This window comes from Legionella geestiana, from assembly GCF_004571195.1.
Classification (GTDB): Bacteria; Pseudomonadota; Gammaproteobacteria; order Legionellales; family Legionellaceae; genus Legionella_B; species Legionella_B geestiana.
On the sequence record NZ_CP038271.1, the window covers coordinates 2300890 to 2322099 of the forward strand.

Below are 21210 nucleotides of genomic sequence, written 5' to 3' on the forward strand. Positions count from 1 at the left end.
TGCTGCATGGCACGGAGTGCCTGGAGACCTCATGCGTTTTTATTTCAGCGGGGGAGGCAGTGTTCTGTATGGGTTGGAACGCGTGCCTCCAGGTCCAGTCCCTTAAATGAAATTTAAGCCATAGCTGGCATCAGTTGCCATCCCTGAAGAGGCGCTGATTTCGGAGCTTTTACCTTACAAAGACATGATAACTTCATACTCATGTCTTCCTGAATTTGCCATCACTCCATTCTGCATCAAAGCTCTGTTGCGCTCGTAGTGCTCATGCCAGTTCAGTATCGGTTGAATGGATGGAAAACCGCACCCTCTAAATTGCAGGTAGACATCACTATAGGCCTCAAGACAGGATTGAATGTCATTTCTAACATCATCCAGCATGCGCAGGGATAAAATACCGTCCATTCGTTGCTTGACGTCACCGCATTTAAAAATTCCAAAACCTCTTTTATCCACTCGCGCCCGTAAATCCATCAGGTCTTGCCGGAGTGTGTTTAATTTTGTTAATTCTGATCGAAGCCTTGCTACATGCGTGTTAAGAATATCTTTTTTATCAAGAGTAGCGTCACTCATGAATGATTCTATTCTGGATGCAAGAAAATCATCATCATCTATCGGAGGGTGATAATGACTCGGTTGATTGTATCTCTCTCGCGTAGCACGCTTTGCCGCTTTGTGAATTTCTCGCGAGATACTTTTTTGTTCAGAGATAACCTTTTCGAACGCATTAACAGCAGAACAATAACTGATGTGCATATATGCTAACGCATTAAAAGCGGCATTCAGATTCATACAGATTCTCGCAAAATATTAAAAACGCCATCATTGTACCTAAATGACCCATAAAAGTAAAAAAATAAACTATTTAAGCGGTTTGTAGATACGCTTGATGCGCGAAAATTGGGAAATTTGTGAAAAAAAACAGGTCAACATAATTCTCTCTTAATGTGATGTTGTTAAACTGCTTCATTGCTTAACACTATGTCTGGAGTGCGCTCATGCGTTTTCAAGATTCAACTGCACGCTTAAATTTCAACGAGATATGGAATGACACAATTTGCCCCAAAAGTGCAAAGGTTATGGAGAGTAAAAAAACACCATTGGGTGTTATTCTGGTTATCGGTGCGCTCAGTGAATTTCACAAGGCATCTCAGAAATTTTTAAATCTTGTTAAAAAACATTTTGAAGAAACACCTTACACTGACGAGGCAAATACCAGGAGGTACTTGAACGATGCGTATAAGGCCATTATTAAGGACTATGAAGTGTTTGAAAGACATTTTCCGCAGTATCAGGATCTTATTAAAGACTATAAATTTTGTTTAGACTTTATCCTTGATGCAGGAGCCCATCCCTGTGCAGATGATGATAATCTAAACCCCCAAGCCCTAAGCATGTAAAAGCAAGCCATAGTTCCTGCCTAAAAATAATTGCCATCATAGCGTGCTTCAGGATAGTGTTAAGGATATTCGCATACTGACTGGCAATAAACATGCACGAACTCTCGCTCTGCCGTGCAATTCTTGGTATCGTCAATGAGCATCTCGCGGGAAGAGGGGCGGCCTTCGTCAAACGGTTAACACTGGAAGTCGGCCAGCTTGCAGCGGTTGATAACCATGCACTCCTTTTTGCGTTTGACGCGATTGCAAGAGGGACACCACTGAAAGGGGCGGTGCTTGAGATTATCACGGTGCCAGGGCTCGCTTTGTGTGCGGTTTGCCAAAAAAAGACAGTGCTTCAGCACTATTACGATGCCTGCCAGCACTGCGGCGAGTTTTCTCTCAGCATCCTGCAGGGAGAAGAAATGCGCGTTAAATCAATGGAGATTGTCTAATGTGCGGAATATGTGGATGCACTGATGAACACACTCATGTTCATGAACTGGTGCATGAAGCCCATCATCACCATCATGACTTCATCACCGTAGAGCAGGATATTCTTGCAAAAAACAATGCGTTTGCCGCGGCAAACCGTGACTATTTCCAAAAAAACAACATCCGCGCCCTTAATATCATGTCAAGCCCCGGTTCCGGCAAAACGACTCTGCTGGCGCGTACGGTTTCTGCAATCAAAGAAAAAATACCGGTGGCCATTATTGTGGGTGACCAGCACACGTCCCTGGATGCCGACGCGCTCACAACTGCCGGTGCCGTTGCACTTCAAGTGAATACCGGAAAAACCTGTCATCTGGATGCGCACATGCTTGGCCATTCTCTGGATGATTTACGCCCTTCAGCGCATTCGTTGTTGTTGATTGAAAATGTTGGCAATCTGGTTTGTCCTGCGCTTTTTGATTTGGGTGAGACAGCACGCGTTGTTTTTTTATCCGTTACAGAAGGCGACAATAAGCCCTTAAAATATCCGGAAATGTTTCGAAACGCAGATGTGCTCCTGATTACCAAAATTGACCTGCTCCCCTATGTCGATTTCAACATTGATACCTGTATCGAGTACGCGCGGCGCATCAATCCGGCGATCAGAACTTTTTGCCTTTCTGCAAAAAGTGGGGAAGGGCTTGAGGCATGGTATCAATGGCTTGAAACACTGCCTGAATGAGCATGCAGCGTTTAAAGATTGGTATAAGAGGGCGGGTGCAGGGAGTGGGGTTTCGGCCGCATGTTTTTATGCTTGCAAAAACCCTGAACCTCACAGGCTTTGTACGAAACTGCGGTGAAGGCGTTATTCTTGAAATACAGGGAAAAAATGCGCATGCTTTTCTTGATGCACTCCCAGGCAATCTGCCGCCGCTCGCGCGCATTGATGCCTGTGACATAACCGAATCCGCCTGCATCGCCGATGAAGCGTGCTTCACCATTCTTGAAAGTCTGCAAGAACATGCAAATACCATTATTGCGCCCGATACCGCCCCCTGTGATGCCTGTCTGCAGGAGCTTTTTAACCCCCAAAGCCGCTATTTTCAGTATCCTTTTTTAAACTGCACCCATTGTGGCCCGCGCCTGACCATTACTGAAGGCCTCCCTTATGACCGGGCGAGGACCGCGATGCATTGCTTCCCGCTTTGCGGGGCGTGTCTCGCGGAATACCACGACCCCGAAAACCGCCGTTATCACGCGCAGCCCATTGCGTGTGAAGCCTGCGGTCCGGCGCTCGAGCGTGATATCGAGACGATTGCATCTGCCTTAAAAAAAGGAAAAATCGTGGCGCTCAAGGGGCCGGGTGGATACCAGTTGCTGTGTGACGCGCGGAATACATCCGCCTTAAGTACGCTGCGAGCACGCAAACAGCGCGAACAAAAACCTTTTGCCGTGATGGTTCAGAATGTCGAGGTTGCCGCCTGTTTTACTGAGGTTGATGCGACTGCAAAAGAGCTCCTTGAAAGTCGTGCCCGCCCCATTGTACTTCTCAAAAAAAGACTGCCTGAACGCCTTTCTGATGCAATCGCGCCTAATTTATCGCATCTTGGCATTATGCTTCCCGCCACCCCCTTGCACCATTTGCTGTTTAAAGTGATGAACATAAGCCACGCGGCACTCGTTGTCACCAGTGCAAATATCAGTGGTAACCCGCTGATTATTGACGATGAAATCGCAAAAACAGCACTTTCAGCGATTGCGGATATCATTATCAGTCACAACCGCGACATCCTTACCCGCGTGGATGATTCGGTAGTGACAATCATCAATAATGCCCCGGTTTTTATTCGCCGCGCCCGGGGATTTGTACCTGAGCGCATAGAGCTTCCCATGCGCATTCCGAGCACGCTGGCACTTGGCGGACACTTGAAAAACACCTTCTGCATTACGCGTGATGATGAGGCCTTTGTCTCTCAGCACATCGGCAGTTTAACGAATCGTGAGACCATCGCGTTTTTGCATGAATCCATTGATTACTGGAGGCGTTTTCTTAACGCCGATATCGAGCGTGTTGCCTGCGACTGGCACCCGGATTTTTACACCTCGCGCCTTGCGGAAAGCTTCAACCTGCCGGTGACGCCCGTGCAGCATCACCACGCGCATCTGGCTTCAGTTGCAGCTGAACACGGCCTTAAGGAACCGGCGTTAGGGCTTGCACTCGATGGGTATGGTTACGGCTTTGAGGGAGACGCCTGGGGCGGAGAGCTTTTTATCCTTGAAGAGACGCGTTTTGAGCGCATCGGGCATTTTGAGCCGCTTCCGCTCCCTGGTGGCGAGCGCGCGGCCCGGGAGCCCTGGCGCATGGGGGCGGCCGTGCTGCATCAGCTGGATATGAACGCGCGCATCGCGACAAAGTTTGCGCATATGCCACAGGCCGCACTTCTTGCAGGTCATCTGAAGCAGGCTACAAAAATCCCAAATACGAGCAGTTGCGGACGCTTATTTGACGCAGCAAGCGCTCTGACAGGTGTTTGTCTGATGTCGCAGTATGAAGGGCAGGCAGCCATGCAGCTTGAGAGCCTTGTAGCAATGCCAATTGTGCATCCCAATGGATGGCGCATCACGAATAACCGCTTCAGCATGCTCGCAGTTTTTAAGGAATTACTTAGCCTTTGTCCTGTTGAGGGCGCCAGTCTGTTTCACGGGACACTCATTGCCGGATTGTCTGAATGGCTGCTCACTAATGCTCATAAATACCGGCTGAGCACGATTCTTCTGAGCGGAGGCTGCTTTTTAAATAAAGTGCTTACAGAAGGCCTTTACAGTCGTTTAACTCAAAGCGGATTACAGGTATATTTACCAGAGCGTTTGCCGCCCAATGATGGCGGCTTATCCCTCGGACAGGCTTTTATAGCAGGAGCGGGCGATGTGTCTGGCCATGCCGGTTCAAATCACAAAAATTCTTGAGACGCAGCGCGCCATCGTGCACCTTGGCGGGATTGAAAAAGAAATTTCAACCGTTCTGCTCGATGAGGTTGATGTCGGCGATTACGTGATTATTCACGTTGGCTATGCGCTCACACGGCTCAATATTGAGGAAGCGGAAAAAACGCTCGCGTTGTTTACCGAGATGCAGCAGGAAGCGCATGCCCCATGAAATACATCGAAGAATTTCGCAACCCTGATTTCGCGCGCACCCTCTCAAAGGCCATTGCCGAACGCGCTGACCCGCACCGACACTACCGTTTAATGGAGTTTTGTGGCGGGCATACGCACACCATTCACCGTTATGGCCTGCCGGGTCTTTTACCGAAGAATGTCGAAATGGTGCACGGACCTGGCTGTCCGGTCTGCGTGCTCCCGATGGCACGCATTGATAAGGCAATGGCGCTGGCTGAGCGTCATGGGGTTATTTTATGCACGTATGGCGACATGCTGCGCGTGCCGGGAAGCGGGCGAAAAAGCCTGCTGCAGGCGAAAGCGCGCGGGGCGGACGTGCGCATGATTTACTCGGCGGATGATGCCCTAAACCTTGCAATTCAGCACCCTGACAGGGAAGTCGTGTTCTTTGCCATCGGCTTTGAAACCACAACGCCCGCGACCGCGGCAGTTATCCTTCTGGCCGCTGAAAAAGGCCTCAAAAACTTCAGCGTTTTTTGTAACCATATTCTTACGCCTGTTGCGATGGACAGCCTCTTAAGCCTGCAAAACGGCGTAAAAGCCTCTGTTCATATCGACGGTTTTATAGGGCCTGCGCATGTCAGTATTCTTACGGGCAGTAAAGCGTATGAAGCCGTGAGTCAAAAATACCGAAAGCCTGTCGTGATTGCGGGCTTTGAGCCGCTTGATGTGCTGCATGCGATTGTATGGCTCATCGAGCGCATTAACAGTCATCGCTATGGTGTTGATGTGCAGTACACCCGGGCGGTAACGCGTGAGGGGAATCTCCGCGCCCAGAAGCTTGTGGCTGACGTTTTTGAGTATCGTCCGAGCTTTGAGTGGCGCGGATTGGGAGAAATTGCTGAAAGTGGTTTGCAGATTCGGGCGGCTTTCAGTGCTTTTGACGCGGAAAAGCGTTTTCTCCTGCCAGATACAAAAGGAATTGAGCACAAACACTGCGCCTGTGGTGAGGTTTTGCGGGGAATCAAAAAACCGCTGGAATGTAAATTATTTGCCAAAGCCTGTACACCGGAAAATCCACTGGGCGCCTGCATGGTCTCTTCAGAAGGTGCCTGTGCCGCGGTGTATGCCTATGGTCGCGCGGGAGTCAGTGCATGACCCTAAACTTTAAAGATGGCTGTATCGATTTAAGTCACGGCAGTGGCGGGCGAGCCTCTGCGCATCTGATTGACACGCTTTTTGCGCGCGCGTTTGATAACGAATGGCTGGCGCAGAAAAACGATCAGGCGTGTTTTGGCGTTCATGCCGGGCGCATGGTGATGAGCACGGACGCCTTTGTAATATCGCCACTTTTTTTCCCGGGCGGTGATATCGGCTCCCTTGCCGTCCACGGCACTATCAATGACATTGCCATGGCGGGCGCTACCCCTTTATACCTCTCGGCATCGTTTATTCTGGAAGAAGGTTTTCCCCTGCGGGACTTGCAGACCATTGTGCAGTCGATGGCGAGAGCGGCAAGAGAGGCTGATGTTGCGATAGTCACCGGTGACACCAAGGTGGTTGAGCGTGGCAAGGGGGATGGCGTTTATATTACAACGACAGGCGTTGGGCGAGTGATGGAGTCTGTCAGCATTTCCGGTGACAGGGCGCGTCCCGGCGACAGGGTGCTCCTTAGCGGTTACATCGGCAACCATGGTGTCGCCATCATGTCGCTTCGCAATGATTTAAATTTTACGACGAGCCTTGAGTCAGATACGGCACCCCTGCACGGGCTCGTGCAGCAGATGACTACAGCCTGTGCCGATATTCACTGCCTGCGTGATCCCACACGTGGCGGCGTCGCGACTACGTTAAACGAATGGGCTGTGCAGTCAGGCGTCGGATTTATCATTGAGGAAAACCACATCCCCATTCGCACCGATGTTGCCAGTGCCTGTGAATTACTGGGGCTTGACCCGCTTTATGTGGCGAATGAGGGTAAACTGCTCGCCGTGTGCGCTGAGAAAGACCGGGATGCCGTACTGGCCGCCATGCGTGCCCATCCACTGGGTAAGGACGCAGTAGATATCGGTGAGGTGGTGCATGACCCGCGTTCGTTTGTTCAACTGAAAACCAAAACCGGTGGCATGCGCATCATGGACTGGCTGAGCGGTGAGCAATTACCAAGGATATGCTAGTGAAAAAGCAGGAAGTGGCGCAGTTTTTACCCTACGTACACTTGCAGGAGCTGATTCATGCCCTGCAGCAGGCGGGCTATTCTACGCAGGGCCCATTAGTGCGTGATGGCGCGATTGTCTATGATGTGCTGGAACATGCGGAACAATTGCCCTGGGGCATTCGCGAGCATCAAACACCCGGGGAATACCGGCTCGAAGTGCTTGAGGATAAAAAAGCCTTTGCCTTTGCAAACGGACCACAGGCCTTAAAGCCTGTACTTTTTAAACCGCGTGAAACCGTGTGGCGCGTTGAGCGCGACCGTGATGGAAAACTGCAGTTTCGTTCACAGATGGCAAGTGAGCCTCCCATTGCGTTTATCGGCGCGCGAGCGTGCGACATTGCCGCCATGGTGATTCAGGATAAGGTGTTTTTGGCGGAGGGGCGAACGGATATTCATTATCAGCATCGGCGTGCATCGCTGTTTGTAGTGGGCGTGAATTGCGGATATGCCTCTCAAAACTGTTTTTGTGTGTCTGCCGGCAGCGGGCCAGAAATTACGCAGCCCTTCGATATTTTGATGACAGAAATCGATGGTGGTTTTGTCGTTAAAAGCGGCAGTGAACGTGGCGCTCAGATACTGTCGACCCTGCTACTGAAACCGGCTGGAAAACGCCGGGAGCATGCGGCGCAGATACACGTGGAAAATGCGGCAAACATGCAGACTAAACGCATTCCTTTGGATAATAAGCGCGCCCTGCGCGATGTGTTGTTTGCCAATCTTAATCATGAACGCTGGGACGAGGTTGCCGAGCGGTGCCTCTCATGCGGCAATTGTACGGCTGTCTGTCCCACCTGTTTTTGTCACAGCGAAGTTGAAAAACCCGCACTTGACGGGCAGTCTTCTGAGCATTCGCGCGAATGGGATTCCTGTTTTACTGATGGTCACAGCGAGCTTGCCGGCAGGCCGCTTCGTGAGACTACAAGCGAGCGTTACCGTCAGTGGTTAACGCATAAAGTCGGCAGCTGGTTCGACCAGTTTGGCACCAGTGGCTGTGTCGGGTGCGGGCGTTGTGTGACCTGGTGCCCGGTTGGCATTGATATCACGGAAGAGCTCGCCGCAATTAGTGGTGAGTCGAATGAGAGGGGGGAGGCATGAGCGCGAAGCTTTGCGACATCTCACTGCCACGCCCGGCCGTGATTACCGCGCGCACAGAAGAGTCGCCGACCATTTTTACCCTTGAGACACAGTTTACTGACAGTCCTGATACCAGTACGTCCTTTCATCCGGGCCAGTTTAACATGCTTTACCATTACGGGGTTGGCGAAGTCGCCATCTCGATTGCCTCAGACCCTGAAGATAAAGCGTATTTACGCCACACCATTCGCGCGGTGGGGCGCGTGACACGCGCGCTGCAAACCCTTAAAGTCGGCGATGAAATTGGTATCCGCGGCCCTTACGGCAGGGGCTGGCCGCTGCTTCAGGCACAACATAAAAATATTGTCATCATTACGGGAGGGCTTGGGTGCGCGCCTGCGGTTTCGGTGATTAACTATATTCTTGCGCGCCGCGCGCAGTATGGTGCCTTAACCATTCTTCAGGGAGTGAAGCACAGTCAGGATTTTATTTTTCGCGAAAAATATGCTGAGTGGCAGCGCGCCCCGGGTGTAACGGTTCACATTGCTGCCGACAGCGCGAGCCCTGGCTGGTCTTTTGGAATGGGGCATGTGACGGATATGATTCAGTTGCTTTCGCTCAATCCTGAAGAAACCCTTGCGATGATGTGCGGGCCGGAAATGATGATGCGGGCCGCCGTTTGGGCACTTACGGCAAAAGGCATGCGCGAAGAAGACATCTACCTCAGCATGGAGCGGAACATGGAATGCGGGACGGGTCTTTGTGGGCATTGCCAGTATGGCGGCCTTTTTGTCTGTAAGGATGGTCCGGTTTTCGTCTATCCTGAGATAAAGGCGTTATTTCATGAAAAAGGGTTTTAACAATGCCAAAACCGCAACTGGCGGTCTATAAATTCACCTCCTGTGATGGCTGTCAGCTCGCTTTTTTAAATGCCGGTGAAGCACTTTTGACGCTTGCAGGCCTCGTTGACATCGTGCATTTTGCCGAAGCGGGTTACCTGGCGCCAGAGGCACCGATTGATATTGCGTTTGTTGAGGGCAGCATTTCAACGCCTGAGGAAATTCAACGCATCAAACACATCCGCGAAAAGGCGAAATACCTGATTACCATTGGCGCCTGCGCAACCAGTGGCGGCATTCAGGCGCTTCGCAATGCGGCCAATCATCAGGCGTGGATGACGAGCATCTATGCAACGCCTGACACCATTGAAACGCTCGCAACCTCTACTGCCATTGCGCAACATGTACGCGTGGATTGGGAAATCTGGGGCTGTCCTGTCAATACTGAACAGGTGATGGATGTCGTGCGTGCGCTCTTATCAGGTGCCACACCACGCATTAAGCGTGACGCCGTGTGCCATGAATGCAAGCGCCGCGGCCATGTGTGCGTCATGGTCACCCGTCAGGAACCCTGCATGGGACCTGTGACCCGCACCGGCTGTGGTGCACTGTGCCCGGGCATTGGACGCGCCTGTTATGCCTGCTATGGTCCCTCGGAAAATCCGAATGCGCGCGCACTCGGCGCACGGTTTGCTGCCTCTGGAGTATCTCCTGCAGCCATAGCCCGTCAATTTTCACACATCAACAATCAGGCGGCAGCGTTTCATGAGGCGGCTCAGTATTTCAAGGGGATAAAAATTGTCAAAGCCTGAAACCAAAACCCTCGAGGTGCCGATTCTTGCCCGCGTTGAAGGCGAGGGCGCGCTCAGGCTTGATATTTGCGGCGATACCCTTGCAGGCGTGCAGCTGCAAATTTACGAGCCGCCCCGACTCTTTGAGAAATTTTTAGAAGGGCGTTCGTACACAGAAATACTCGACATGGTAGCGCGTATCTGTGGCATTTGTCCGGTCGCTTATCAAATGAGCGCAACCCAGGCCGTGGAGCAGTGTTTTGCCATCGAGCCAGCACCCTGGGTGCGGGCCATGCGCCGTTTGTTTTACTGTGGCGAGTGGATGGAAAGCCATAGTCTCCATATTCATTTCCTCGCGGCCCCCGATTTTTTAGGGTTTCCAACGGCTTTAGCGATGGCTGAGGTCTATCCTGAGGCGCTGCATCGTGGGTTGCGGCTGCAAAGCCTTGGGCATGAGATTATCAGTTTTCTTGGTGCGCGCGCCGTGCATCCCGTGGGTGCGTGTATTGGCGGGTTTTATAAGGCGCCGACACGGGCGCGTGCAGAGGAACTTCTGGCTCGCCTCAAAGCGCACATGGCCGACTGTGAGGCGCTGGTGGAGTGGACTGCCTCGATGTCGCTCGGTGAGCATCTTCATGATTTTACTGCCGTGTCCCTCCGTCATCCCGAAGAATATCCCATGAATGAGGGACGCATCGTTTCAAGCAGGGGCTTGAACATCGCAAAAGAGTGCTTTGGCGATTTTTTTAAGGAGGCACAGGTGCCATACTCTACGGCACTTCATTGCCTTCTTGAGGGGCAAACGTATCTGGTGGGACCGCTCGCGCGCATGAATAACAACAGTGATCGCCTGCCACCCGTTATTCAAACGCTTCTTAAGCGTCTTGGTGTGGATTTTCCGAGCCAAAACATGGCGCACAGCATTATCGCCCGTGCTGTCGAAATCTATTATGCGGTTCTCGAAGCCATAGCGATTTTAGAGCCATATGCCACACCGCAGGAATCCTGCCCGAAAATTATTCCGCGCGCGGGCGAGGGTTTTGGCTGCACGGAAGCTCCCCGTGGACTGCTCTGGCATTATTTTGCGCTGGATGATGCGGGGCGCGTTCTTTCCACCCGGATTGTGCCGCCGACCAGTCAAAATCAGGCAAGAATAGAGGAGGATTTACGCCTGTCGCTGCAGCAGTTTGGACTGAATCGGCCTGATGCAGAATTGCGCGCATTCAGCGAAATGATTATCCGCAACTATGACCCCTGCATTTCCTGTTCAACACATTTTTTAAAATTGTCGGTCTCGCGCGCATGACACGCCTGCGAGTGCTCGGGATTGGTTCGCCCTTTGGCGATGACAGGCTCGGATGGGAAGTCATTAAAGGTTTGCAGCAGTGCGCCCCTCTTCAGGCCTTAACAGACGACAAACTGCAGTTGCAGTGCTGTGACCGGCCGGGCATGCGACTTCTTGAACTCATGCGTAATGCCCAAAGCGTGATACTGATTGATGCCGTAAAGTCTGGCGCCAGACCCGGAACGCTTCACGCATTACAAATGAGTGACCTTGCAGGGCTCAATGCCCCGTTCTCAAGCCACGCATCGGGCGTGGCAGACGCACTGAAAATGGGCGAAGTATTAAAGCTTTTACCGCCTGAGCTGCTGATTTATGGCATTGCGATTGAGGATGCGGGGGCGGGATTTATCGGTACTAAACATGCGAGAGACGTGGTAAAACGTCTGGTGTCGCGGATTGCAAAGCGAATTTTAACGCAGTACTGAGGGGTTGAAGTCCAATGGTACGAAAACGTATGCTATGGATCTTCAATATTATCAGCAAGCTGGTTGAATGGTCTGAGTTCCAGGTGGTCGTCCAAAACAATTAAATAGTAGCAAACGACAACCAGTGATTAAACTCTACAAAGAACGCGAGCATACTGTTCAGGAGATATGCAGGATGATGGGGATTTCCAAGCCAACACTATATCAATATTCTGGATTGGGGAGGCCAGTTCCCTTGACAGGGGTTTTTGCCCTTTCAATCGGTGTCTTTGGGGTGCGCCAAGGCTCGTAATAGCGGGTAATCTCAAGGGTAACATTTGTTGGGATAAGATGCGGGAACGTTGTAAAGAAATCATGAAGAGGATTGATAACCTCTTTATTGTCATCGAAAATTTTCAGCGTAATGTCATCGCCCGGATGTTCATTGGCAAATTTGTGCATTTGTGCATAGAGAATCGTTACTTTCTCGCGATCCATTTCCCACATGTAGTGGTCACCGGTATATTGACCCTCATAAGCCTGCACTATGCGCTCAAAAGATGTTCCATGAGGAAGGTCGCCCTGAATGTCAGCCATAAGAAAAGTTACCATCTCTGTGCCCAGGTATTCGCTGACATAAGGAACGATTTCAGTTGCTGAAACCGGGTTGCTGCGTGTTTTATTGTCTAAATCAGTAAAATACGCCTGACGCGCAGAGAAAATGGTGGAATAGCGTCGGTCAAATTCGAGCGCTTCTGCTTTTAAACGGTCCAGCAGCGTTTTGTTGGTAGAAAGTACATGGTTTTTTCGGTCCTCTGCATTAAACCTTGATGCCTTTTTAATTGAAGCTCGCCAGAGGCAGGCGTCCAAATCAAATAAATAGACAATGACGTTACTCATGATTTAACCCTTTTTGGATAAGGCCTGCGCTAGTATACAACGCAATACTCGAGGCTGCATCAGGGCATTCAAGAAGAGAAAGCTCTCACTTTGCCCTGTGTACGGGACATTTTTTCCGCGCCGGGGGATTCACATGTATTTTTGTACCGTGACCACGCTGAATCGTTCCATGCGTTGGCTCCGTGCAACCTCCTGAATGGGTCCCCGCCTGCGCGGGGAAGACAGTGTAGGAGAGATTTTGGCCTCTGCACAAACCCCGAATGCTGTCATTCCCGCGCAGGCGGGAACCCATCCATGTGCCGGCACGGGGCTAACTCCAGCGTGAGTTCTGGGAAGACAACGATTTTTTGTCCTGCACAGCACTTTGCCTGACATTGTTTATATTTTTTATCAGTTCACTGTATCAATAACGCGAATGAGGACATGCCCTTAAAACACACGTTAAAATCTACAGGGCGTTGATAGCTGCCCGCAGCGTTTTACTCTGGTAAATCGCCATGACTTTTTCCGCATAATGCGGGTCGGTCGCGAATCCAGCGCTCTGGAGCGCGGAAAGCCAGGCCTGCGGGTCATTTGTGAGAGACGCAAGCGCACGGTAGCGGTCTGCATGTTTCAAAAGATTCGTTAAGGCAAAGAAACTTTCTCCGGCATTCTGATACTGACGAAAAAGTGCTTTGAGGCTTACAGGTTTTGCATCTACGTATTCAGTGGTGGTACTTTGAATACCCGGCTCTCCGGGGCGCGCTTTGATATTAAAATAATTTTCACTGCCCGCCACCTGTTTTTCTCCCCATCCGGTTTCCAGTGCCGCCTGCGCAAGCAACAGTCCCGGGTCGATTCCGAGTTGTTGCGCTGAGGCTTTTGCGTGCGGCCAGAGGCAGGCAACAAAGTCGCGTACAGTCGTGTTGAAATTTGTCGATGAAGGACTTACGTCTGCCGGTTCTTGAAGCGGCAAGGGCGACCCAGGCACGGAAGGGCTCTTTAGGTGCGTCAGACCTTCTTGCATCAGCGGCTTTGACAATAGTGTATCGATGCGCCGGGTTTTGAGTGTGGACTCGACCCACGGGGATGGAGTGGACGTTATAGCAGTAATTTCCATAGTACAATTCGGGATTTGACTTCCATGCGGCAATTATGCGCAAGTCTATGTGAAATTACCAGCATGCTCAGCCAAGGCCGCGATTCATACCGCTTTTAAACGCCATCAAACTTCTTCAAACCCTCAGTTGCCAAAAAACGCAGGCAGGAGTATTTTGGCACGGTATTCTTTCTGGAGATTTGCCATGCAGCATTCAAACACCCCGTTACCGTCTGATGCCACAGCACGCGTTAAAATCTGGCTGCAAACACTGCAGCAATCGATTTGCGCGGGACTTGAAGCGGAAGACGGCAGCGGGCGTTTTCTGGATGATGCCTGGACACGCGAGGAGGGAGGTGGCGGCCTGACACGCGTATTGACCGGCGGAGCAGTGTTTGAAAAAGCGGGGGTTAATTTTTCGCACGTAACGGGGGAGGGGCTGCCGCCGTCTGCTACCAGCGCTCGCCCGGAGCTTGCCGGCGCGCGCTTTGAAGCGATGGGGGTGTCGCTTGTGATTCATCCCGATAACCCCTATGTCCCGACTTCACATGCGAATGTACGGTTTTTCAGCGCAACGCTCGCGGATGGGCAGACCGTCTGGTGGTTTGGGGGCGGGTTTGATTTGACGCCCTATTATGGTTTTGTAGAGGATTGCATTCACTGGCATCAGACGGCAAAAGACGCCTGTGATCCCTTTGGTGAACGGGTGTATACCGACTACAAGGAATGGTGTGACCGTTACTTTTTTCTGCGTCACCGCAATGAAGCCCGTGGGATTGGCGGTCTCTTTTTTGATGATTTAAATGCCGGTGGCTTTGAGCATTGCTTTGCACTGACGCGCAGCATCGGCGAGCACTACCTTCAGGCCTATCTCCCGATTGTCGCACGGCGTAAAGCCCATCCTTTTGGTAACGAGCAAAAGGCATTTCAAAAATACCGCCGTGGCCGTTATGTGGAATTTAACCTGGTTTATGACCGCGGCACGCTTTTTGGCCTGCAGTCTGGCGGGCGAACCGAATCCATTTTGATGTCCCTGCCGCCTGAGGTTGAGTGGCACTACAACTGGCACCCGAAGCCTCAAACGCCGGAAGCAGAGCTTTATACGTATTTTCTGCCGGCGCGCGACTGGCTCGCACTCAGGTAGCGTGTATTTCTGCTGTCGGCAGGCGTTTCCACAGGATGATTGCAACCATAAAACTGAGAAGCCCGAGTATCAGGAAGATGGTGACAATGTGAACGCCTGCCATGGCAAGTGCCATGACAAACAGGCTCGAAATCACGATAAAAAAAGAGTTGATGACATTATTGGCGGCAATAATACGCGAGCGCACGGATTCCCCATTATGGATTTGCAGCCACGTGTAGAGTGGGACAATGCAAAAACCGCACATGATGGCGATGACAAGAAAATCCAGCACAATCCGCCAGTGTGCGGGATGCCTGAAAAACGTGTGAACGTGATGCAGGGCGCCCTCAGGCAGGGTGGCGGGTTCGGTAAAATAAAGATCGCACGCAAAAATGGAAATGACGAGAAGTATCCATGGCACATGCCGAAGGTGCGCGCGCCCCTTCAGGAAGAGGTTAATAGTCAGTGAACCGATACCCGTACCAATCGAAAAGATAGCAAGAAAGGTCGCAAAAACGGTAGTTTCCGCGCCCAGCACATAATGTACATAGTCAGGGAGCTTGGTCAGCATGACAGCCCCCAGAACCCAGAACCAGGAAATGGCGATAAAAACCGCGCTGTTACCATCCTTTTGCAGGGCGTTTTGCAGTAACCTTTTCGTAGAACGCAGCAGGTTCCAGTCAAGGTGCAGCTTGTGAATTGCGACTGCCGGAGGTGCCGGTGGAATCAGGAAGCTTGTAAAAAGGCCGATAGCGGCGGCGGTGAGCGTGAGTGTGATGGCAATGTCTGGATGCTCGCTGACACTGCTGCCAATGCTCAGTGTGCCAAGCGTGGTGCCTGCCAGAATGGCAATCCATGTGCTGCCCTCGATGAGCCCTGTGGCTTCTAGTAAATCTTTTTCCGGCAGGTGATCGGGCAGAATGGAGAATTTAATGGGTCCAAAAAAAGTGGAATGAATGCCCATGCCGGTAAGGGTCGCGAGCAGGCAGGGAATGTTACTAAACAAAAGCCCCGCGGCACCAACGAGCATGAGCAGGGCTTCGATGATTTTAATCCAGCGTATAATCCGTGACTTGTCGATGCAGTCGGCAAGTTCCCCCGCTGTTGCTGATAACAAAAAAAAGGGCAGTATAAACAGTGCGCCGGCAAGGGCCTGATACTGTTCAGAGCTTTGCATGCTGCGGCTTAAGTGGTAACTGATGGTGGTAAGGATTGCGAGCTTAAAGGCGTTATCGTTAAACGCCGCTAAAAACTGGGTAATAAAGAGAGGCAGGAAAAACCGGCTTTTCAGCAGGGGGGTATCGGGTGCTTTCATCCCGGTCTCTCAGAGACTAAAACAGGCAATATACCAGGAAATTATAAGATTTTCAAAGACTCAGAAACTCTTGGACTGAAAGTGTCAAAAAAGTCGTGTTCAAACTGCAGCCCTTTTTCAAAAACCATTATGGTGCGTTCTCGCTGAACGGGGCAGTGCACCGCGTTGATATGGGGGCGTGCATAGGCACAGAGCGACTCGACCGCCTCACTAAAACCCGGATTGTTGCGGTATTCATCGGTCCACCAGGCATAGGGGTTTGAGGGTGCCGGTGCGGGCAGGGACAGACCAATTTCGCGATAAATCCATGGGCATGGGATAAGAATTGCCAGTACCGTTCCAAAATCCGGCGCATGACTAGTCGTTTCATCAAGGGTTTTGAGAAAGTCATTGAGCATTGGAAGGGGGGGAGGCGGTTCAGAAGGGCTGCCTTCAAGAAACGTGCGGCGTATATTTTCTTCTGCGGCAATGGTGTCGTTTGCAAAGCGTAACAGCAGTGCTTGACCCGCTGCATCCGGGGCGCGCCGGCTCGCAGTTATCATGCCGCGCGCATGGCCCTCAAGGTAGGGTAAATCCTGCAGGATGTAAGCGCGAAAATCACTCTCCGATAAACTGCCGTTTCCCAGTGCCGCATTAAAAGGATGAGAGATAATCTGTTCAGACAGGGATTGAGTTCTTGCGAAAAGATGTGACCAGAGGTGTCTGGGGGTATGGCTAAACATGTAATTTCCTCCGCATAAACGGAGAAAGGCCGCATCGGCACGCGGTGGCGTACCGGCACAACACTCTCCCTCCGCAGGCATTATCCAGAGCAGGTTATAAGGGTTTTTCTCAGTGCCACATGTGGCACACCCCCGGTGTTGCGCTGGACTTTATCCTGAGTGCAGGCAGCTGTCAACCTGTAGAGGCGGCTTTTCTGAAGGCTACGCCATCACTTAAGCAAAGCGCCATGAAGAGAATGAAAAAGTAGCCTGAACCTGAATAGAGCAGCAGTGAGTCGCTCAGGTTGCCGACAAGAAACGGCAGCAGTACTGCAAGCCCCATCGCTGAAAGATGCGGCAGGCGCAGGCATTCAACAAGCAGACTGATAAAGAAAAAAGCGAGCAGGAGCAGCCCGGGTATCCCGAACTCTGCGGCCACGAGCCAGTACTGACTGTGCGGTTCAAGACGGGTTCTCCCCCATGCCGGAATCGGGTCGTCTTTTTCAAAACGGTCAGCATAACCGCCACTTCCATGCCCTGTCAGTGGACGTTCCTTAAACAGTGACCAGGCATACTGATGAAACTGGATGCGAAAACCCACAGACGTATTTTTTTTCTGCTGATAATGCTGCACTTCGTGTACCAGTTGTTTAACGTGATACTGCATGGAAGGGCTCAGCGCATAACTTGCCACGGCAAGCAGGCAGACGCTCAGCGCCGGTATAATCACGCGCCTGCCAGGAAACGCCACAAACACGAGCAGCAGCATCAGAAAAAGAAAACTGAGGTAGGCCATGCGCCCACCCGCGATAAAAAATGTCTGATAACCAAAAAGCGCTATCAGTAAAAGGTAGCAGGGACGCTTCCAGCCATGGCTGTGGATGGCATACCAGCCGGCGACAAAGGCAGCAAACCCCATCATCATGCCGGTCATGATGTGGTTTCGAAAGACAAAATCCGGGCGTACCGGCAGCGAAAGCACAAAGTGCACGGTTTGAAACACTGAAAGTGCTGCAGTAAGCGTCATCGCCAGCAAAAAGGCATGCAGGCAGAGGTTTCGACTGCGGGTATCACGAAAACCCGCCACCAGTATCGGCAGGTAGAGGAGCTTACTGTATTTTTCAAGCACAAGCCCGCGCAACGACCAGGAGGCGCTGCTCCAAAAGCAGGCAATAAAACTAAAGCCAAAGAGCAGGATGGCGGCTTTGCACCAGGGCTTTTGCCAGAGCGTTCTGAGCATTTCCCTGTTGGCGGGAACAAGCATAATCGTGATGAGTGTCAACGCCAGCACAATGCTTTTAGCCGTTGAGCTCACAGGGATGGTGAAAGCACTTGCCGCAAGCAGCCACGGGGTGGATGTTTCAGCAAAAAGAGATACTCGGTCCTTGAGATGTGTCGTCATAGCGTGTCCATGTCTGGGTAAAATTGTTTGATACCACGGTAGAAGGTGCCCTGTGCGCTCAGCACCGCAAAGAGAAAACCGGTGCGCCCGTCAAGAAAGCCACCCTGCACCACATAACAGCGAAAAAACATCCATAAGGTACCTCCGATGGTGCGCAGCATGCTCGCGTGCATCCCCTTTTCCCGCCGGATAGCGGCGGTTGAGGACGAGTAGCGGTTCATTTTGGCAATGGCATGTGAGACATCGCGAAACGATATGTGCTCAATCGGTACCTGTAGCTGGCCAATGCGCGCGCCTTTTGGAAGGCAGATTTTCTCATGTACGCGTGCATTGCTGAAATGCGCGCCTTTTCGGCGAAACAGGCGGATATGGCGGCTGGGGCTTGAACAGTGGGGAACAGTTTTACCCTGAAAGTGCATGCGTATCGGCACGCGCCAGCCATCATGGGTGTTATCGGCCAAAACGCGGCGAATGACATCGGCAAGCTCCGGTTCTACCCATTCATCGGCATCGAGGTTCAGTACCCACTCACCGGTGGTTTTTTCCAGCGCGCGTTGCTTTTGTATGCCATAACCCTGCCAGTCGGTACAGAAAACCTTATCCGTATACTGGCGCGCGATGGCCACGGTATTGTCATCGCTGCCGGAGTCAAGAACAACAATTTCATCCGCGAATTGAACCGAGGACAAGCAGCGCGCAAGCGTTGCTTCCTCGTTTTTGGCAATGACAATAACACTCAACATATCGATAAACACCCGAACAAGGTGCCGCTATAGTATCCTGGTGGACCGTTTGGGTCTAGCCCGCTTTTGCCCCACGGTTGATGCGCAAACTTTTTAAAAAACCCGCGGGAGGGTATACTCCTGCTTTTAGTCGCAGGGGTCGCCCATGGAACTGACAATCGACAACACACCCTTTAAAACGCTTTTTACCCCGTTGGACTTAGGGTTTACTGTTCTAAAAAATCGCATTCTCATGGGGTCGATGCATACGGGGCTTGAAGAAGACAAGCCCGCGTTGTCGCGCCTTGCCGCTTTTTATCGTGAGCGCGCCCAGGCTGGAGCGGGGTTGATTGTGACAGGCGGTTTTGCACCGAATCGTGCGGGCAGGCTTGCGCCCTTTGCGGCCAAGCTCACCAATCGTACAGAAGCGGCACGTCACGGGGTGGTGACGCACGCGGTACATGAGGCCGGCGGTAAAATTGCTCTGCAGCTGCTGCATGCCGGTCGTTATGGGTATCATCCGTTTGTGGTGGCGCCGAGCCGGATACAATCGCCCATCAGCCCGTTTACGCCATGGGCAATGACCCGGTGGGGGATTAAGCGAACCATCGCACACTTTGCCCGTGCGGCAAAGCTTGCAAAAAACAGTGGCTATGACGGCGTTGAAATTATGGGCAGTGAAGGCTACCTGCTCAACGAATTTCTGGTCAAACACACCAATCGCCGTACGGATGAATGGGGCGGGTCTTTTGAAAACCGCTCACGCTTTCCGGTTGAGGTGGTGCGTGCTGTACGCGAGGCGGTGGGACATGATTTTATTATCATCTATCGCCTCTCCATGCTGGATTTAATCGAAGATGGCAGCAGTTTTGACGAAGTCATCGCCCTTGCCAAAAACATCGAAGCCGCAGGGGCGAGTATTATCAACACCGGCATAGGCTGGCACGAGGCGCGTGTGCCAACGATTGCCAGCATGGTGCCGGGGGCCGCCTTTGCCCCGGTTACCCGCAGCCTAAAGCCCCATGTCAATCTGCCAGTGATTGTTTCAAACCGTATTAATACCCCGGAACTGGCCAATCAGTTGCTGGAAGAAGGTGTGGCTGATATGGTTTCAATGGCTCGTCCGTTTCTTGCCGACCCGCGTTTTGCGGATAAGGCGCGACTTGGACGGCCCGAAACCATTAATGTCTGTATCGCCTGCAATCAGGCCTGTCTCGATCAGGTCTTTCAAAATAAAACCGCGTCCTGCCTTGTTAACCCGCGTGCCTGTAACGAAACAGAACTTATCTATGAGCCCACGCATACGCCACGGCGGATTGCCGTTGTGGGCGGCGGTCCCGCGGGTCTCGCTTTTGCCGAAGTGGCGGCACTGCGCGGTCATCTGGTGACACTGTTTGAGAAAGACGACGTGCTTGGCGGTCAGTTTAATATGGCGATGCAGGTACCTGGCAAAGAAGACTATCGCCATACCATCACCTATTTCAGCGGGGCGCTCGAGCGCCTTGGTGTGTCTATACGCCTCGGCGTGGAAGCCAGTATGAACGATGTGCGTGATTTCGATGATATCGTGCTCGCAACCGGCGTGACGCCCCGTACGCCAAAGATTGACGGCATTGACCATCCCATGGTGATGTCATACGTGGATGTGCTGCGAAACCGCCGTGTACCTGGAAAACGGGTGGCGGTCATTGGTGCCGGCGGAATTGGTTTTGATGTATCGGAGTGGCTCACGAGCAGTCACCATGAAACAGCGTCCGCGTTTTATGCAGAATGGGGCATTGATGTGACTGGCGCACACCGTGGCGGTGTACAGCCTCGGGAAGCCGTGGAAAGCCCGAGAGAGGTGTATCTCCTGCAGCGCAAAAGTGAACGTCATGGCAAACATCTTGGCAAAACAACCGGCTGGATTCACCGCCAGAGCCTCAAGCACCGACACGTTAAAATGCTCGCCGGTGTTACGTACGAGCGCATTGACGATGCGGGGCTGCATATCGTTATTAATGGCGAGTCACAATGCCTGGCGGTAGATTCCGTGGTGGTTTGCGCCGGTCAGGAGGAGGCGCGTGGCCTCTGGGAGCCATTACGTGCTGCCGGCAAATCCGTGCACCTTATCGGTGGGGCGAGCAAGGCCATGGAACTTGATGCCCGCCATGCCATGAATCAGGCGTGCCGTCTGGCGGCATTGATTTAGGGCTCTCGTATCAAAATTCGGAGGTAGCGCCTGATGCCTGGCTTCGCTGCACTCAACTTTCAAATAAAGCATTGTAATTAATAGGCTTTTTGGTAGGCTGGGCTGAGCGTAGCGAAGCCCGGCATGGGGTATCCCCAAAGGCAGGATGTTTTTTTTCGCGCATCCTGTCCCGC

At 52.0% G+C, this 21210-nt stretch carries 21 protein-coding genes and 1 riboswitch; of the genes, 14 read left to right on the forward strand and 7 right to left on the reverse strand.

The window, feature by feature from the left end:
- Positions 1-174: 174 nt before the first annotated feature.
- A complete protein-coding gene (locus E4T54_RS10350) occupies positions 175-789 on the reverse strand; it encodes a hypothetical protein (protein WP_028385753.1) in 615 nt (204 codons plus the stop codon).
- Positions 790-995: 206 nt separating this feature from the next.
- Between E4T54_RS10350 and E4T54_RS10355 the strand changes: the two genes are divergently transcribed.
- The 12 genes from E4T54_RS10355 (at position 996) to E4T54_RS10410 (ending at position 11623) form a co-directional block, all read left to right on the forward strand.
- Entirely contained in the window at positions 996-1397 is a 402-nt protein-coding gene (locus E4T54_RS10355; protein ID WP_028385754.1) for a hypothetical protein, read from the forward strand.
- Between the two features lie 92 nt (positions 1398-1489).
- Positions 1490-1831 (forward strand): hydrogenase maturation nickel metallochaperone HypA, encoded by a 342-nt coding sequence (gene hypA, locus E4T54_RS10360; RefSeq protein ID WP_028385755.1) that lies wholly within the window; start codon positions 1490-1492, stop codon positions 1829-1831.
- Complete coding sequence (hypB, locus tag E4T54_RS10365) at positions 1831-2553, forward strand: hydrogenase nickel incorporation protein HypB (protein ID WP_051550800.1); 723 nt, start codon at positions 1831-1833, stop codon at positions 2551-2553. The genes hypA and hypB overlap by 1 nt, the downstream gene beginning before the upstream one ends.
- Positions 2554-2555: 2 nt before the next feature.
- Positions 2556-4778 (forward strand): carbamoyltransferase HypF, encoded by a 2223-nt coding sequence (hypF, locus tag E4T54_RS10370; RefSeq protein WP_051550801.1) that lies wholly within the window; start codon positions 2556-2558, stop codon positions 4776-4778.
- Positions 4750-4968, forward strand: coding sequence for a HypC/HybG/HupF family hydrogenase formation chaperone (locus E4T54_RS10375; protein WP_238582822.1), 219 nt, complete (start codon positions 4750-4752; stop codon positions 4966-4968). Before hypF ends, E4T54_RS10375 begins: the two co-directional genes overlap by 29 nt.
- Complete coding sequence (gene hypD, locus E4T54_RS10380; RefSeq protein WP_028385757.1) at positions 4965-6089, forward strand: hydrogenase formation protein HypD; 1125 nt, start codon at positions 4965-4967, stop codon at positions 6087-6089. Before E4T54_RS10375 ends, hypD begins: the two co-directional genes overlap by 4 nt.
- The gene (gene hypE, locus E4T54_RS10385) at positions 6086-7108 is read left to right on the forward strand and encodes a hydrogenase expression/formation protein HypE (protein ID WP_028385758.1); all 1023 of its coding nucleotides are present in this window, start codon (positions 6086-6088) and stop codon (positions 7106-7108) included. The genes hypD and hypE overlap by 4 nt, the downstream gene beginning before the upstream one ends.
- Positions 7108-8244, forward strand: coding sequence for a 4Fe-4S dicluster domain-containing protein (locus E4T54_RS10390; RefSeq protein ID WP_420795131.1), 1137 nt, complete (start codon positions 7108-7110; stop codon positions 8242-8244). Before hypE ends, E4T54_RS10390 begins: the two co-directional genes overlap by 1 nt.
- Entirely contained in the window at positions 8241-9083 is an 843-nt protein-coding gene (locus E4T54_RS10395; protein WP_028385760.1) for an FAD/NAD(P)-binding protein, read from the forward strand. Before E4T54_RS10390 ends, E4T54_RS10395 begins: the two co-directional genes overlap by 4 nt.
- A gap of 2 nt (positions 9084-9085) precedes the next feature.
- Complete coding sequence (locus tag E4T54_RS10400) at positions 9086-9874, forward strand: NADH-quinone oxidoreductase subunit B family protein (protein ID WP_028385761.1); 789 nt, start codon at positions 9086-9088, stop codon at positions 9872-9874.
- Positions 9861-11159: a Ni/Fe hydrogenase subunit alpha gene (locus tag E4T54_RS10405; protein WP_028385762.1), complete on the forward strand. Its 1299-nt coding sequence runs from the start codon at positions 9861-9863 to the stop codon at positions 11157-11159. The genes E4T54_RS10400 and E4T54_RS10405 overlap by 14 nt, the downstream gene beginning before the upstream one ends.
- Complete coding sequence (locus E4T54_RS10410) at positions 11156-11623, forward strand: hydrogenase maturation protease (RefSeq protein WP_051550802.1); 468 nt, start codon at positions 11156-11158, stop codon at positions 11621-11623. The genes E4T54_RS10405 and E4T54_RS10410 overlap by 4 nt, the downstream gene beginning before the upstream one ends.
- 204 nt (positions 11624-11827) lie before the next feature.
- Here the strand turns inward: E4T54_RS10410 and E4T54_RS12120 are convergent, their stop codons facing one another.
- On the reverse strand, positions 11828-12502 hold the full coding sequence (locus E4T54_RS12120; RefSeq protein ID WP_028385763.1) for a hypothetical protein: 675 nt from the start codon (positions 12500-12502) through the stop codon (positions 11828-11830).
- A 448-nt stretch (positions 12503-12950) separates the two neighbouring features.
- Positions 12951-13601 (reverse strand): glycoside hydrolase family 73 protein, encoded by a 651-nt coding sequence (locus E4T54_RS10420; protein WP_081776687.1) that lies wholly within the window; start codon positions 13599-13601, stop codon positions 12951-12953.
- 184 nt (positions 13602-13785) lie between these two features.
- Here E4T54_RS10420 and hemF point away from each other — a divergent pair, with 184 nt between their 5' ends.
- The gene (hemF, locus tag E4T54_RS10425; RefSeq protein WP_028385764.1) at positions 13786-14724 is read left to right on the forward strand and encodes an oxygen-dependent coproporphyrinogen oxidase; all 939 of its coding nucleotides are present in this window, start codon (positions 13786-13788) and stop codon (positions 14722-14724) included.
- Here hemF and E4T54_RS10430 read toward each other — a convergent pair.
- From E4T54_RS10430 to E4T54_RS10445, 4 genes are all read right to left on the reverse strand, one after another.
- Positions 14717-16021 (reverse strand): MFS transporter, encoded by a 1305-nt coding sequence (locus E4T54_RS10430; protein WP_028385765.1) that lies wholly within the window; start codon positions 16019-16021, stop codon positions 14717-14719. The two genes, hemF and E4T54_RS10430, sit on opposite strands and share 8 nt — an antisense overlap.
- A 41-nt stretch (positions 16022-16062) precedes the next feature.
- Positions 16063-16743: a thiaminase II/PqqC family protein gene (locus E4T54_RS10435; RefSeq protein WP_028385766.1), complete on the reverse strand. Its 681-nt coding sequence runs from the start codon at positions 16741-16743 to the stop codon at positions 16063-16065.
- A 48-nt stretch (positions 16744-16791) separates the two neighbouring features.
- Positions 16792-16887, reverse strand: a riboswitch (TPP riboswitch).
- 28 nt (positions 16888-16915) lie between these two features.
- Positions 16916-18124 carry an O-antigen ligase family protein gene (locus tag E4T54_RS10440; RefSeq protein WP_028385767.1) on the reverse strand — a complete coding sequence of 403 codons (1209 nt, stop codon included), beginning with the start codon at positions 18122-18124 and terminating at the stop codon, positions 16916-16918.
- A complete protein-coding gene (locus E4T54_RS10445) occupies positions 18121-18867 on the reverse strand; it encodes a glycosyltransferase family 2 protein (protein WP_028385768.1) in 747 nt (248 codons plus the stop codon). Before E4T54_RS10445 ends, E4T54_RS10440 begins: the two co-directional genes overlap by 4 nt.
- A gap of 145 nt (positions 18868-19012) precedes the next feature.
- Between E4T54_RS10445 and E4T54_RS10450 the strand changes: the two genes are divergently transcribed.
- Positions 19013-21037: an NADPH-dependent 2,4-dienoyl-CoA reductase gene (locus E4T54_RS10450; RefSeq protein WP_028385769.1), complete on the forward strand. Its 2025-nt coding sequence runs from the start codon at positions 19013-19015 to the stop codon at positions 21035-21037.
- Positions 21038-21210 lie beyond the last annotated feature (173 nt).

Coding starts and splice junctions, on each gene's coding strand:
- E4T54_RS10420 (WP_081776687.1), bottom strand. CDS start 13,601: ATGGAAATTACTGCTATAACGTCCACTCCATCCCCGTGGGTCGAGTCC.
- E4T54_RS10440 (WP_028385767.1), bottom strand. CDS start 18,124: ATGACGACACATCTCAAGGACCGAGTATCTCTTTTTGCTGAAACATCC.
- E4T54_RS10375 (WP_238582822.1), top strand. CDS start 4,750: ATGCCGGTTCAAATCACAAAAATTCTTGAGACGCAGCGCGCCATCGTG.
- E4T54_RS10395 (WP_028385760.1), top strand. CDS start 8,241: ATGAGCGCGAAGCTTTGCGACATCTCACTGCCACGCCCGGCCGTGATT.
- hemF (WP_028385764.1), top strand. CDS start 13,786: ATGCAGCATTCAAACACCCCGTTACCGTCTGATGCCACAGCACGCGTT.
- E4T54_RS10445 (WP_028385768.1), bottom strand. CDS start 18,867: ATGTTGAGTGTTATTGTCATTGCCAAAAACGAGGAAGCAACGCTTGCG.
- E4T54_RS10435 (WP_028385766.1), bottom strand. CDS start 16,743: ATGTTTAGCCATACCCCCAGACACCTCTGGTCACATCTTTTCGCAAGA.
- hypB (WP_051550800.1), top strand. CDS start 1,831: ATGTGCGGAATATGTGGATGCACTGATGAACACACTCATGTTCATGAA.
- E4T54_RS10430 (WP_028385765.1), bottom strand. CDS start 16,021: ATGAAAGCACCCGATACCCCCCTGCTGAAAAGCCGGTTTTTCCTGCCT.
- E4T54_RS10400 (WP_028385761.1), top strand. CDS start 9,086: ATGCCAAAACCGCAACTGGCGGTCTATAAATTCACCTCCTGTGATGGC.
- E4T54_RS10450 (WP_028385769.1), top strand. CDS start 19,013: ATGGAACTGACAATCGACAACACACCCTTTAAAACGCTTTTTACCCCG.
- hypD (WP_028385757.1), top strand. CDS start 4,965: ATGAAATACATCGAAGAATTTCGCAACCCTGATTTCGCGCGCACCCTC.
- hypA (WP_028385755.1), top strand. CDS start 1,490: ATGCACGAACTCTCGCTCTGCCGTGCAATTCTTGGTATCGTCAATGAG.
- E4T54_RS10355 (WP_028385754.1), top strand. CDS start 996: ATGCGTTTTCAAGATTCAACTGCACGCTTAAATTTCAACGAGATATGG.
- hypF (WP_051550801.1), top strand. CDS start 2,556: ATGCAGCGTTTAAAGATTGGTATAAGAGGGCGGGTGCAGGGAGTGGGG.
- hypE (WP_028385758.1), top strand. CDS start 6,086: ATGACCCTAAACTTTAAAGATGGCTGTATCGATTTAAGTCACGGCAGT.
- E4T54_RS10350 (WP_028385753.1), bottom strand. CDS start 789: ATGAATCTGAATGCCGCTTTTAATGCGTTAGCATATATGCACATCAGT.
- E4T54_RS10410 (WP_051550802.1), top strand. CDS start 11,156: ATGACACGCCTGCGAGTGCTCGGGATTGGTTCGCCCTTTGGCGATGAC.
- E4T54_RS12120 (WP_028385763.1), bottom strand. CDS start 12,502: ATGAGTAACGTCATTGTCTATTTATTTGATTTGGACGCCTGCCTCTGG.